Origin of the sequence: Streptomyces sp. NPDC059452 (genome assembly GCF_042750035.1) — a bacterium.
Taxonomy (GTDB): domain Bacteria; phylum Actinomycetota; class Actinomycetes; order Streptomycetales; family Streptomycetaceae; genus Streptomyces.
Genome location: NZ_JBHYVE010000007.1, coordinates 248581 through 261371, shown reverse-complemented (window position 1 = coordinate 261371; position 12791 = coordinate 248581). Strand labels below are relative to the sequence as shown.

Genomic DNA, 12791 nt, shown 5'->3' with positions numbered 1-12791 from the left:
CCTCAAACGCCGGAGGGGCTGAAAATGCCGGCCCAGCCCGCCCGAGATGTGGGGGCCCCCGCCCGAGATGTGGGGGGCCGGGGGGGGCTGGAAAGACGGGCCCCGGGGCGGCGGCGGAAGGGGTGGCGGGGGGAGCCAGGAGTGGCTCCCCCGGAAGTCAGCCCAGCTTTGAGACGTCTCTGACCGCGCCCCGGTCCGCGCTCGTCGCCATTGCCGCGTAGGCGCGCAGTGCGGCCGAGACCTTGCGGTCGCGGGCCTTGGGGGCGTACACGCCGTTCAGTGCCTCGCGGCGGGCGGCCAGCTCGGTGTCGTCGACCAGCAGCTCGATCGAGCGGTTGGGGATGTCGATCCGGATGCGGTCGCCGTTCTCGACGAGGGCGATCGTGCCGCCGGAGGCCGCCTCGGGCGAGGCGTGGCCGATGGAGAGGCCCGACGTACCGCCGGAGAAGCGGCCGTCGGTGACCAGGGCGCAGACCTTGCCCAGGCCCCGGCCCTTGAGGAACGAGGTGGGGTAGAGCATCTCCTGCATGCCGGGGCCGCCGCGCGGGCCCTCGTAGCGGATGACGACGACGTCGCCCGCCGCGATCTCCTTGCGGAGGATCTTGTCGACGGCCTCGTCCTGCGACTCGCAGACGACGGCCGGGCCCTCGAAGGTCCAGATGGACTCGTCGACGCCCGCCGTCTTCACCACGCAGCCGTCCACGGCGAGGTTGCCCTTGAGGACGGCGAGGCCGCCGTCCTTGGAGTAGGCGTGCTCGACATCGCGGATGCAGCCGCCCGCCGCGTCCAGGTCGAGGGTGTCCCACCGCTCGGACTGGGAGAAGGCGGTCGCGGAGCGGACGCAGCCGGGGGCCGCGTGCCACAGCTCGACGGCCTCGGGGGACGGGGAGCCGCCGCGCACGTCCCAGTTCTTCAGCCACTCGGCGAGGGTGTCGGAGTGGACCGAGTGGACGTCCTCGTTGAGCAGGCCGCCCCGGTGCAGCTCGCCGAGCAGGGCGGGGATGCCGCCCGCGCGGTGGACGTCCTCCATGTAGTACGTACCGCCGGGGGCGACGTTCGGCGCGACCTTGGACAGGCACGGGACGCGGCGCGAGACCTCGTTGATGTCGTCCAGGTTGTACGCGAGCTGCGCTTCCTCGGCGGCGGCCAGCAGGTGCAGGATCGTGTTGGTGGAGCCGCCCATCGCGATGTCCAGCGCCATGGCGTTGTCGAACGCGGCGCGGGTGCCGATGGAGCGCGGCAGGACCGTCTCGTCGTCCTGCTCGTAGTACCGCTTGGTGATCTCGACGACCGTGCGGCCCGCGTTCTCGTACAGCGCCCTGCGGGCGGTGTGGGTGGCGAGGACCGAACCGTTGCCGGGGAGGGAGAGGCCGAGGACCTCGGTCAGGCAGTTCATCGAGTTGGCGGTGAACATGCCGGAACAGCTGCCGCAGGTGGGGCAGGCGTTCTCCTCGATACGGAGGATGTCCTCGTCGGAGATGGACTCGTCGACCGCGTCGCTGATCGCGTTGACCAGGTCGAGTTTTCGCACGGTCCCGTCGACGAGGGTGGCTTTACCGGCCTCCATCGGGCCGCCGGAGACGAAGACAGTCGGGATGTTGAGGCGCATCGCGGCCATCAGCATGCCCGGGGTGATCTTGTCGCAGTTGGAGATGCAGATCAGCGCGTCCGCGCAGTGCGCCTCGACCATGTACTCCACGGAGTCGGCGATCAGGTCGCGCGAGGGCAGGCTGTAGAGCATGCCGCCGTGCCCCATCGCGATGCCGTCGTCCACGGCGATGGTGTTGAACTCGCGCGGGACCGCGCCCGCCGCCTGGATCGCCTCGGAGACGATCCGGCCGACCGGGGCGAGGTGGGTGTGGCCGGGGACGAACTCGGTGAACGAGTTGGCGACCGCGATGATCGGCTTGCCGATGTCCGCGCTCGCTACGCCCGACGCGCGCATAAGGGCGCGCGCGCCCGCCATGTTGCGTCCGTGGGTGACCGTGCGGGACCTCAGCTGGGGCATCGTCGCTCGCTCCTTCGGCAGGGGGCCTGCCTCCGACAGATAAAGAAAAGGCTGTCTTCGAGCGTACGCCCCGGATCCAAGATCTGGACAGGCTGTCCGGAATACGGGACGCGGTGGTCGGTGGGTGGTCAGTGCTCGGTGGGTGGGTGGGTGGGCAGGCGCCGTGCGCGCGTCAGCTCTCCGTCAAGTATCTCTGGAGCGTCGGCGCCACCATCGCGACGATCTCCTCCGGGTCGGCCGAGGCGAGCGGCTCGGCGCGGATCACGTACCGCAGCATCGCGATGCCGATCATGTGCGAGGCGGCCAGCTCCGCGCGGAGGGTGGCGTCCGGTACGTCGAGGTCCGCCGCGATCCGCTCCAGCAGCCGGCGCAGGACGAAGCCCCGCAGCACCTTCGCCGCCGCCTCGTGGGTGAGCGCCGAGCGCAGGACCGCCAGGAGCGGGGCGCGGGTGGCCGGGTTCTCCCAGACGGAGAGGAAGTAGCGGGCCAGCCGCTCCCCCACGCCCTCCGGGGGGCCGCCGAGGAGCTGGGGGATGACGAGGGCCGGTTCGAAGGAGAGCTCGACGGCGGCGGCGAAGACCTCGTCCTTCGTACCGAAGTAATGGTGGACGAGGGCCGCGTCCACCCCGGCGGCCTTGGCGACCTGACGGATGGAGGTCTTGTCGTAGCCGCGCTCGGCGAACTCGGTACGGGCGGCCCGGAGGATGCGCGTACGGGCGTCGGGCCCCTCGGCGGCGGCCTTGCGCGAGGGGCGGCCCCGGCGCCGGGGGGCGGGCTCGTCCTCGGTCATGGGCGGTCCGGGGGCTGGGGTGCCGGGGGTCGGTGTCGGCGGTCCGGGGGCGGAGACACCGGCGGTCGGCCGCGGAGGTCCTCGGTCATGGGCGGCGGGGCTCGGGGGCCGGGTCCGTGGGGGCGTCGGCCGAGGCGAGGTGGAGGCGGGTGAAGGCCAGGGCCTCGGCGAGGTCGGCCTCGCGTTCGGCGGAGGACATCGCCCGGCGGGTGTTGACCTCGATGACCACATGGCCGTCGAACGACGTACGGGCCAGCCGCTCCAGCAGCTCCGCGCAGGGCTGGTCGCCCCGGCCGGGCACCAGGTGCTCGTCCTTGGCCGAGCCCCGGCCGTCGGCGAGGTGGACATGGGCGAGCCGGTCGCCCATCCGGTCCACCATGGCGAGGCTGTCGGTGCGGGCGGTCGCGGTGTGCGAGAGGTCGACCGTGAAGTGGCGGTAGTCGTCGTTGGTGACGTCCCAGTCGGGGGCGTACGCGAGCATCTCGCGGTCCCGGTAGCGCCACGGGTACATGTTCTCGACGGCGAACCGGACGTCCGTCTCCTCCGCCATCCGCCAGATCCCGGTCACGAAGTCCCGGGCGTAGTTGCGCTGCCACCGGAACGGCGGGTGCACCACGACGGTGGAGGCGCCGAGCCGCTCGGCCGCCGCCCTGGCCCGCTGGAGCTTGACCCACGGGTCGGTGGACCAGACGCGCTGGGTGATCAGGAGGCAGGGCGCGTGGACCGCGAGGATCGGGACCTGGTGGTAGTCGGAGAGCCGGCGCAGGGCCTCGATGTCCTGGCTGACGGGGTCGGTCCAGACCATGACCTCGACGCCGTCGTACCCCAGGCGTGCGGCGATCTCGAAGGCCGTCGCGGTGGACTCGGGGTAGACCGAGGCCGTTGACAGGGCGACCTTCGCATCGGGGATGCGCACCACTGGTTCTGCCACCTGGACAGCGTACGGGCAGTGGTGCGCCGCGCCGAGGGGCCCTGGCGGAAAGCGATCAGGGCCATGGGCCGGTGGCCGTACGTGACCGGCGCCGAGCGTCCCGTACCGCCGTACGTCCACCGCCGTACGTCACCCCTCCAGCGCCGCCCGCCCCACCGGGAGGTGGTCCAGGCGGCGCAGGATGACGCCCTCGCGCAGGGCCCAGGGACAGATCTCCAGCTCCTCCACGCCGAACAGGTCCATCGCCCCTTCGGCCACCAGCGCCCCGGCGAGCAGCTGGGCGGCCCGGCCCTCGGAGACGCCGGGCAGCCTGCCGCGCTCCTCGATCGTCATCGCCGCCAGCTTGGGGACCCACTCCTCCAGGGCGCTGCGGCTGAGGCAGCGCTGCACGTAGAGCCCCTCGGTGGAGCGGGCGGCACCGGCGATCCTGGCCAGTTGCTTGAAGGTCTTGGAGGTGGCGACGACGTGGTCCGGGCGGCCGGAGCGGCTGAACTCGCCCACGGTCCGCGCGATGCTGGCCCGCACATGCCGCCGCAACGCCCTGACCTGCTCGGGGCCGGCCGGGTCGTCCGGCAGCCAGGTGCCGGTGAGGCGGCCCGCGCCGAGCGGCAGGGAGACGGCGGTGTCCGGCTCCTCGTCGATCCCGAAGGCGATCTCCAGCGAGCCGCCCCCGATGTCCAGGACCAGCAGCTTCCCCGCCGACCAGCCGAACCAGCGGCGGGCGGCCAGGAAGGTGAGCCGGGCCTCCTCCGCGCCGCTCAGGACGGCGAGGTCGACGCCGGTCTCGCCCCGTACGCGCTCCAGCACCTGGTCCGCGTTGGTCGCCTCGCGCACCGCGGAGGTGGCGAAGGCGAGCACGTCCTCGCACCCCTTGTCCTCGGCGGCCTGGACCGCCCCGGCGATCGTCGCCACGAGCCGGTCCACGCCGAGCGGGCCGATGGCACCGCCCTCGTCGAGCAGTTCGGCCAGCCGCAGCTCCGCCTTGTGCGAGTGCGCGGGCAGCGGGCGGGCGCCGGGGTGGGCGTCGACCACCAGCAGATGAACCGTGTTCGATCCCACGTCGAGGACTCCGAGTCTCATGACCGGAACGCTACTGCGCCGCGCGACTTACTCTGGGCGCGTGCCAAAGACGAAAAAGGCTAAGCAGGACAAAGCCACGAAGAAGCAGAAGTCGAACAAGCAGGCAGCACGGCCGGAGGCGAACGGACCGGACCCGTCCGACGAGAAGGGCATCGACTTCGCGCGGGCCTGGGTGGAGTTTCCCGACCCGGGCGACGACGAGCAGGTCTTCCGCTGCGACCTGACCTGGCTGACCTCCCGCTGGACCTGCATCTTCGGCAGCGGCTGCCAGGGCATCCAGGCGGGCCGCGCGGACGACGGCTGCTGCACGCTGGGCGCGCACTTCTCCGACGAGGAGGACGAGAAGCGGGTCGCCGAGAACGTGGCACGGCTCACCCCCGAGCTGTGGCAGTTCCACGACGTCGGTACGGAGACGGGGTGGGTCGGCGTCGACGAGGACGGCGAACGCCAGACGCGCCGCTGGGAGGGGTCCTGCATCTTCCAGAACCGGCCGGGGTTCGCCGCCGGGGCGGGCTGCTCGCTGCACATCCTGGCCCTGCGGGAGGGCAAGGAGCCGCTGGAGACCAAGCCGGACGTGTGCTGGCAGCTGCCGGTACGGCGTACGTACGACTGGATCGACCGGCCCGACGACACCCGGGTGCTCCAGGTGACGATCGGTGAGTACGACCGCCGGGGCTGGGGCCCGGGCGGTCATGACCTGCACTGGTGGTGCACCTCGGCCACGTCCGCGCACGGGGCCGGGGATCCGGTGTACGTGACGTACCGGCCGGAGCTGATCGAGCTGATGGGCAAGGAGGGGTACGACCGGCTGGTGGAGCTGTGCGAGGAGCGGCTGGCCTCGCTGCTGCCGATGGCGCCGCATCCGGCGGATCCTCCGGTGGGCCCGCGGGTCTGAGACCCGTACCCGTCGTTACGTCCTCACTCCGTCGGGCCCGGGTCGCCCGGGTCCGGTGAGGGCGGGGGTGGGTCGGTGGGGGCGGGGTCGGTGGGGTCCGGCGGGTCCGTCGGGTCGGGGGTCGGGTCCGTCGGGGTGGGGTCCGTGGGCGTCGGGTCGCTGGGGCCCGGTCCTGGACCTGGGCCTGGACCGGGACCTGGATTGGTCGGGCCCGGGTCCGACGGGCCCGGGTCCGACGGGCCCGGGTCGGAGGGGCCGGGGCCCGGGCGGGTCGGGCCCGGGTCGGTGGGGCGCGGGTCCGTGGGGCCGGGGGAACCGGGTGCGGGGCGGGTCGGGCCGGGCCGGGAGCCGGTCGGCGGGGCGGTGGCCCCATGACCGTCGATGAGCACGGCCGAGCCGGAGGGGTCCAGCGTGATCCGGGCGCGCCAGGGGCCGCGCGGGGCGGCCGCGTGGTTCACCGCGACCGTGATCGTGGTGCTCTTCCCGGCGGCGAGGGTGCCCGACGTACGGCTCAGGTGCAGCCACCGCGCGTCCGTGGCCGCCGACCAGTCGACCGGGCCCCGGTCGGATGCGGTCAGCGTGATCGCCGTGAGCACGCCGGTGGTCCGGGCGGTGACGGTCAGCCGGCCCGCGCCCTCCCGGTCGCCGCCGGTGCTGACGACCTCGGCCGTGACGTCCGGGGAGTGGACCCCGCGCCGGTCGCCGGGGCGTGCGCTGCCCGCCTTCTCGTACGGGGCTCCGGGGTCGCCGCTCATCTCGCCCGCGCCGTCGATCTCGGTGGCGGTCACCTTGGAGCCGTCGTGGCCCTCGCCGGTGAGGGGGGCGCCCCGGTACGCGGCCCACAGGGCGATCACCGGGGCGGCGACCACGGTGGCGACCACCGTCGTCGTGACGACCCGGGCGCGCAGCCGGTCCCGGCGGGCGGCGTGGTCCTTGGGGTCCAGCGGGTAGCCGGTGCGGCCGAAGCGCGGGCCGCCCGAGCGGGAGCGCTGGGCCTGGGCCCGGGCGACGTACACGGAGGGTCTGGGGGCCTCGACGAGCGGCAGCGGGGCGGCCGGGGCGACGGCGGCACCGGGCCAGGGTCCCGCCGCGTCCACCCGTTCGGCGGCGCGGCGGCACCGGGGGCAGTCGTCGACGTGCCGGACCAGCTCGCGGCGGAGCGCGGCGGAGAGCAGCACCTGATGGTCGCCGGTGAGGCGGGCGACGGTGGGGCAGTCGGCGGTCTCCACGACGGCGAGCGCGGCCCGGGTGCGTTCGACCTCGCAGGCCGCGGCGGCCAGGAGCTCCCGGGCGGTGACCGGCTCCAGGCCGAGCACGGAGGCGACGGCGCGGGGGGTGAGCCGGTGGCGTACGGCCAGTTCGAGCGCTTCGCGCTGCTCGGGGGTGGTCCCGGCGGCCTCGGGCCAGGCGAGCGTGGCGAGCTCCCGGCGGCGCGCCTCGGCGGCCGGGGACTCGGCGGGGTCGGGGGTGGTGGCGTCCTCGGGGGTGGGGGGTGCGGTGTCCGGGGCGTGCGCGGCGGGCTCGGTGCTCCTGGCCGGGGCGGCGGGGGCCCTGCGGTGGGCCTGACGGCCCCGTCTGCGCTCGGTGAGGGTGCGCAGACAGGTCCACCGGGCCAGGGCGTAGAGCCAGGATTGACGTTCCTCCTCGGCCTCGGGGCAGCGGGCGTCGTGCCGGTCCGCGATCGCCAGGACCGCACCGAGCGCCTCGGTCGCCGCCTCGTGGTCGCAGAGCACGGAGAGGCAGTAGGTGAAGAGGCCGTCGAGGTGCGGCTCGTAACGTGCGGCGGGTTGCTGGGCCGAGGCGTGAGGGGCTCGTCGGTGCGCCCGGTGTGCGCCGGTGGTGTGCGTGGGGGCCTGCATCCTGCTGCTCGTCACCCGGCGACCGTAGGCAGAGGAGTACGCCCCCTTGGCGCCCCTTGAGCACATTTAACCCTTACGGGTGAACGTATCGCCTGGAAGGGGACGGGGATCACGGACTCCGGCCGTAGGACTCACGGATTCCGGCCTCAGCGCTCCCGTGCTCCACCCCCGACACTCCCGGTTCCGACCCGATGCTTCCGGTTCCGCCCCCGATGCTCCTGTGATGCTTCCGTGCGCCCTCTGTGCGGCGGAGCCGCCTCACGCCCCCCGCGCGGCGGGCGTTGTCAGACCTCGCCTATACGGTGACGCCATGGCTGCCCGTACGAAATCCGCGAAGGACCGGCCGTCCTACCGCTGCACCGAATGCGGCTGGACCACCGCCAAATGGCTCGGCCGTTGCCCCGAATGCCAGGCGTGGGGGACGGTCGAGGAGTTCGGCGGCGCGCCCGCCGTGCGCACCACCGCGGCGGGCCGGGTCTCGACCCCCGCCCTGCCGATCGGCGAGGTCGACAGCCGTCAGGCCACCGCGCGCTCGACCGGCGTCGGTGAGCTGGACCGGGTGCTCGGCGGGGGGCTCGTGCCGGGGGCCGTCGTGCTGCTGGCGGGCGAGCCGGGCGTCGGCAAGTCGACGCTGCTGCTGGACGTGGCGGCCAAGGCGGCGAGCGACGACCACCGCACGCTCTATGTGACCGCCGAGGAGTCCGCGAGCCAGGTCCGGCTGCGCGCCGACCGGATCAAGGCCATCAACGACCACCTCTACCTCGCGGCGGAGACCGATCTCTCGGCGGTGCTCGGGCATCTGGACGCCGTGAAGCCGTCCCTGCTGATCCTGGACTCGGTGCAGACGGTCGCCTCGCCCGAGATCGACGGCGCGCCCGGCGGGATGGCCCAGGTCAGGGAGGTGGCCGGGGCGCTGATCCGGGCCTCCAAGGAGCGCGGGATGGCCACGCTGCTGGTCGGCCATGTCACGAAGGACGGGGCGATCGCCGGGCCCCGGCTGCTGGAGCACCTGGTCGACGTGGTGCTCTCCTTCGAGGGCGACCGCCACGCCCGGCTGCGCCTGGTGCGCGGCGTCAAGAACCGTTACGGGGCGACCGACGAGGTCGGCTGCTTCGAGCTGCACGACGAGGGCATCACCGGGCTCGCCGACCCCTCGGGCCTCTTCCTGACCCGGCGCGACGTGGCGGTGCCGGGCACCTGCCTGACCGTGACGCTGGAGGGCAAGCGGCCGCTGGTCGCCGAGGTGCAGGCGCTCACCGTCGACTCCCAGATCCCCTCGCCCCGGCGCACCACCTCGGGCCTGGAGACCTCCCGGGTCTCGATGATGCTCGCCGTCCTGGAGCAGCGCGGCCGGATCAGCGCGCTCGGCAAGCGGGACATCTACAGCGCGACGGTGGGCGGCGTGAAGCTCACCGAGCCCGCCGCCGACCTCGCGATCGCGCTCGCGCTGGCCAGTGCCGCCAGTGACACCCCGCTCCCGAAGAACCTGGTCGCGATCGGTGAGGTGGGGCTCGCGGGCGAGGTCAGAAGGGTCACCGGGGTCCAGCGGAGACTGGCCGAGGCCCACCGTCTGGGCTTCACCCACGCCCTGGTGCCGACCGACCCGGGCCGGGTTCCTTCGGGTATGAAGGTCACGGAAGTGGCCGACATGGGGGATGCTCTGCGGGTCCTCCCGCGCCGGTCTCGGCAGGAGGCGCCGCAGCCTCGTCAGGAAGACAACGCGCGCCGGTAGACTTTGCCCTGGTCTCGCCCGCCCGTGGACACGGCATGGGGGACGCAAGGGCACCGCAAACCTGTTGACCGGAGGAGTGCAGTGGCAGCCAACGACCGGGCGGCAGCGCCCGGAAAGTCCGGCCAAGGCACCGGCAACGAAGCGCTGATGCGCGCCTCGTTGAGTGCGGTCGCGCCCGGAATGGCCCTGCGGGACGGCCTGGAGCGCATTCTCCGGGGCAACACCGGCGGGCTGATCGTCCTGGGCATGGACAAGACCGTCGAATCGATGTGTACCGGCGGGTTCGTGCTGGACGTGGAGTTCACCGCGACCCGACTGCGCGAGCTGTGCAAGCTCGACGGGGCTCTGATCCTCGACAAGGACATGACCAAGATCCTGCGGGCCGGGGTGCAGCTGGTCCCGGACGCCTCGATCCACACGGAGGAGACGGGGACCCGGCACCGTACGGCGGACCGGGTCTCCAAGGCGTGCGGTTTCCCCGTCGTCTCGGTCTCCCAGTCCATGCGCCTGATCGCGCTGTACGTGGACGGGGAGCGGCGGGTCCTGGAGGAGTCCTCCGCGATCCTGTCCCGGGCCAACCAGGCGCTCGCCACGCTGGAGCGGTACAAGCTCCGCCTGGACGAGGTGGCGGGCACGCTCTCCGCGCTGGAGATCGAGGACCTGGTCACCGTCCGGGACGTGACGGCGGTGGCGCAGCGGCTGGAGATGGTGCGGCGGATCGCGACCGAGATCGCGGAGTACGTGGTCGAGCTCGGCACCGACGGACGGCTGCTGTCGCTCCAGCTGGACGAGCTGATCGCGGGCGTGGAGCCGGAGCGGGAGCTGGTGGTCCGGGACTATGTGCCCGAGCCGACGGCGAAACGGTCGCGCACGGTGGCGGAGGCGCTGACGGAGCTGGACGCGCTGAGCCACACGGAGCTGCTGGAGCTGCCGGTGGTGGCGCGGGCGCTGGGGTACAGCGGCTCGCCGGAGACGCTGGACTCGGCGGTCTCGCCGCGGGGCTTCCGGCTGCTGGCCAAGGTGCCGAGGCTGCCGGGGGCGATCATCGAGCGGCTGGTGGAGCACTTCGGCGGCCTCCAGAAGCTGCTGGCCGCGAGCGTGGACGACCTCCAGACCGTGGACGGGGTCGGCGAGGCGCGGGCACGGAGCGTGCGGGAGGGGCTCTCGCGGTTGGCGGAGTCGTCGATCCTGGAGCGGTACGTCTGAGCCGGCCGCACCAACCCAGCCCGTCCGGCGTTTGAGGACGGAACCCTCGGCCAAGGTGGGCGGTACGCGTCCGGCTCACCCGGGCCCGTACAGGCGACGCCCAACCACGTGCACGGTTCCGTCCTCAACCGCCGGACGGGCCGAAGTGGTGCCGGACGGGCCGGATGGTGGCCGGACGGGCCTGGAAGGGGCGCCGGACGGGCTGGGTTCGACTAGTCCTTCTTCAGGACGAAGGAGGCTCGGCGGAGTGGGGTGTCCGGGGCCTTGGCCTCCAGGAGGTACGTGCCGGGCCCGGCCTTCGTGGCCGGGGGCGTGGCGCAGTTGGGCGCGGAGCGGACGCGGTTCCAGTCCACCGTGTGCACGATCGTCGCTCCGGCCGGCACCTCGAAGAAGAGCGGGCCCGGGGTCGCGGGGCAGTCCTTCGAGGACCAGATCACGTCGTCGTTCTCCGGACCGGCCTCGGTGACCGTGAGCACCACGTTCTTCGGTCCGAGGTCGGCCTTGCAGGCGGCCGACGAGGTGTTGCGGGCGATGATCTCGAACTTGGGGCGGTCGTCGGGGCCGTACGTGACCTTCGTCCGCAGGGTCAGCTCCACCGCGCCCGGCTTGCAGTCGGGGAGCGTGGAGGTGGCCGGGACCTGCCGGCCCGCCGTGGAGCCGCCGCCCGAGCCCGCACCGCCGGTGCCGCCCGAACCGCCCGCGCCCGAACCGCCGTTGCCTGAACCGGCCGTGTCCGCGCCGCTGGTTGACGCACCGTCAGATCCCGTGCCGTCGCCGCCGGAACCGGTCGAGCCGCCCGAACCGCCGGACCCGTTCTCCCCGTCCGTATCGTCATCGCCATCGTCCGACTCGTCGCGCCCGCCCGGCCGTTGGCTGATCGCCGGGCCCGAGCTCGCCGGGCCGGGGGTGATCGACTTCACCGGGTCCGAGCCGCCGGGCTTGCCGTCGTTCTTGGTCCCGTCGGAGCCGGCCGAGGTGACCGCCCAGGCGATCAGGACCGCGAGGAGCGCAACCAGAAGCCCCGCTACCGCCCTTCGACGCCAGTAGATGCTGGAGGGAAGCGGACCGACCGGATTGCGCATAGATCCCACGGGCCAAACTGTACGAGAGATCGGGGCCGTCTCAGGCCCCACCCGCCGCTCCGGGCACAAGTTTTGCCGATCATCATCAAGTTTTGCCGATGATCATCACGGGAGCCGGTCGCGGGACCCGGTCACAGGGGACAGAACGGGTGGCGTTCCCGCCCCCGGGTCCGCCGCGCGGGCCGACACCCCCGTACTCGTGACACCCGTCCCGCCTTCCGTGCCAGGATCGTCAGTGCGATGACTGCCATGACTTCGACTTCCCCCCAGACGCCCCAGACGCCCCAGACGCCTCGGACGCCTGCCGCCGCCGTCTCCCTCCACACCCCCGTCATCGGGTGGTTCGAGCAGCACGCCCGCGACCTCCCCTGGCGCCGCCCCGAAGCGGGCGCCTGGGGGGTGATGGTCAGCGAGTTCATGCTGCAGCAGACCCCGGTGAACCGGGTCCTCCCGGTGTACGAGCAGTGGCTCGCCCGCTGGCCCCGCCCCGCCGACCTGGCCGCCGAGGCGCCCGGGGAAGCGGTCCGCGCCTGGGGCCGGCTCGGCTACCCGCGCCGCGCGCTGCGGCTGCACGGGGCCGCGCAGGCGATAACGGAACGGCACGGCGGCGACGTACCGAGCGAGCACGCCCAGCTCCTGGCGCTGCCCGGGATCGGCGAGTACACGGCGGCGGCCGTGGCCTCGTTCGCGTACGGGCAGCGGCACGCGGTGCTCGACACGAACGTCCGCCGGGTGTTCGCCCGCGCCGCCAACGGCATCCAGTACCCGCCGAACGCCACCACCGCCGCCGAGCGCAAGCTCGCCCGGGCCCTGCTGCCGGACGAGGACGAGCGGGCGGCGCGGTGGGCGGCGGCCACGATGGAGCTGGGCGCGCTCGTGTGCACCGCGCGCAACGAGGACTGTGACCACTGCCCGATCGCCTCGCAGTGCGCATGGCGGCTGGCCGGGAAGCCCGCGCACCAGGGGCCGCCGCGCAAGGGCCAGACGTACGCGGGGACCGACCGGCAGGTGCGGGGCCGGCTGCTCGCGGTGCTGCGCGATGCGCTCGACCCCGTACCCCAGGCCGCTCTGGACGCGGTGTGGGAGGAGCCGGTGCAGCGGGCCCGGGCGCTGGACGGGCTGGTGGCCGACGGTCTGGTCGAACCGCTGGCGGACGGCCGGTACCGGCTGCCGCTGACGTGAGCCGCTGACCTGGCTGCTTACGTGAG

The 12791-nt window shown here is 73.4% G+C and carries 10 protein-coding genes; 4 read left to right on the top strand and 6 right to left on the bottom strand.

Annotation, left to right across the window (positions count from 1 at the left end):
• Nucleotides 1-157: 157 nt before the first annotated feature.
• From ilvD to ACFW9Z_RS13160, 4 genes are all read right to left on the bottom strand, one after another.
• The gene (gene ilvD / locus ACFW9Z_RS13175; protein ID WP_384638817.1) at nucleotides 158-2008 is read right to left on the bottom strand and encodes a dihydroxy-acid dehydratase; all 1851 of its coding nucleotides are present in this window, start codon (nucleotides 2006-2008) and stop codon (nucleotides 158-160) included.
• A gap of 172 nt (nucleotides 2009-2180) precedes the next feature.
• Complete coding sequence (locus ACFW9Z_RS13170; RefSeq protein ID WP_384638814.1) at nucleotides 2181-2798, bottom strand: TetR family transcriptional regulator; 618 nt, start codon at nucleotides 2796-2798, stop codon at nucleotides 2181-2183.
• A gap of 85 nt (nucleotides 2799-2883) precedes the next feature.
• On the bottom strand, nucleotides 2884-3717 hold the full coding sequence (locus ACFW9Z_RS13165) for a sugar phosphate isomerase/epimerase family protein (protein WP_384638868.1): 834 nt from the start codon (nucleotides 3715-3717) through the stop codon (nucleotides 2884-2886).
• A gap of 141 nt (nucleotides 3718-3858) precedes the next feature.
• The gene (locus ACFW9Z_RS13160) at nucleotides 3859-4809 is read right to left on the bottom strand and encodes a Ppx/GppA family phosphatase (protein ID WP_384638811.1); all 951 of its coding nucleotides are present in this window, start codon (nucleotides 4807-4809) and stop codon (nucleotides 3859-3861) included.
• Nucleotides 4810-4849: 40 nt separating this feature from the next.
• Between ACFW9Z_RS13160 and ACFW9Z_RS13155 the strand changes: the two genes are divergently transcribed.
• Nucleotides 4850-5704, top strand: coding sequence for a hypothetical protein (locus ACFW9Z_RS13155; RefSeq protein ID WP_384638809.1), 855 nt, complete (start codon nucleotides 4850-4852; stop codon nucleotides 5702-5704).
• 23 nt (nucleotides 5705-5727) lie between these two features.
• On the opposite strand, the gene ACFW9Z_RS13150 is transcribed toward ACFW9Z_RS13155, so the two are convergent.
• Nucleotides 5728-7629, bottom strand: coding sequence for a hypothetical protein (locus ACFW9Z_RS13150; protein WP_384638806.1), 1902 nt, complete (start codon nucleotides 7627-7629; stop codon nucleotides 5728-5730).
• A 244-nt stretch (nucleotides 7630-7873) separates the two neighbouring features.
• On the opposite strand from ACFW9Z_RS13150, the gene radA reads away from it, so the two are divergent.
• Both radA and disA read left to right on the top strand, forming a co-directional pair.
• On the top strand, nucleotides 7874-9295 hold the full coding sequence (gene radA, locus ACFW9Z_RS13145) for a DNA repair protein RadA (RefSeq protein ID WP_384638803.1): 1422 nt from the start codon (nucleotides 7874-7876) through the stop codon (nucleotides 9293-9295).
• Nucleotides 9296-9376: 81 nt separating this feature from the next.
• Complete coding sequence (gene disA / locus ACFW9Z_RS13140) at nucleotides 9377-10501, top strand: DNA integrity scanning diadenylate cyclase DisA (protein ID WP_015609320.1); 1125 nt, start codon at nucleotides 9377-9379, stop codon at nucleotides 10499-10501.
• A 212-nt stretch (nucleotides 10502-10713) separates the two neighbouring features.
• Here disA and ACFW9Z_RS13135 read toward each other — a convergent pair whose 3' ends face one another.
• The gene (locus ACFW9Z_RS13135) at nucleotides 10714-11583 is read right to left on the bottom strand and encodes a hypothetical protein (RefSeq protein WP_384638866.1); all 870 of its coding nucleotides are present in this window, start codon (nucleotides 11581-11583) and stop codon (nucleotides 10714-10716) included.
• 240 nt (nucleotides 11584-11823) lie between these two features.
• Here ACFW9Z_RS13135 and ACFW9Z_RS13130 point away from each other — a divergent pair, with 240 nt between their 5' ends.
• Entirely contained in the window at nucleotides 11824-12765 is a 942-nt protein-coding gene (locus ACFW9Z_RS13130; RefSeq protein WP_384638800.1) for an A/G-specific adenine glycosylase, read from the top strand.
• Nucleotides 12766-12791: the final 26 nt, after the last annotated feature.

Coding starts and splice junctions, on each gene's coding strand:
- ACFW9Z_RS13130 (WP_384638800.1), top strand. CDS start 11,824: ATGACTGCCATGACTTCGACTTCCCCCCAGACGCCCCAGACGCCCCAG.
- radA (WP_384638803.1), top strand. CDS start 7,874: ATGGCTGCCCGTACGAAATCCGCGAAGGACCGGCCGTCCTACCGCTGC.
- ACFW9Z_RS13160 (WP_384638811.1), bottom strand. CDS start 4,809: ATGAGACTCGGAGTCCTCGACGTGGGATCGAACACGGTTCATCTGCTG.
- ACFW9Z_RS13170 (WP_384638814.1), bottom strand. CDS start 2,798: ATGACCGAGGACGAGCCCGCCCCCCGGCGCCGGGGCCGCCCCTCGCGC.
- ACFW9Z_RS13150 (WP_384638806.1), bottom strand. CDS start 7,629: ATGTGCTCAAGGGGCGCCAAGGGGGCGTACTCCTCTGCCTACGGTCGC.
- ACFW9Z_RS13135 (WP_384638866.1), bottom strand. CDS start 11,583: ATGCGCAATCCGGTCGGTCCGCTTCCCTCCAGCATCTACTGGCGTCGA.
- ilvD (WP_384638817.1), bottom strand. CDS start 2,008: ATGCCCCAGCTGAGGTCCCGCACGGTCACCCACGGACGCAACATGGCG.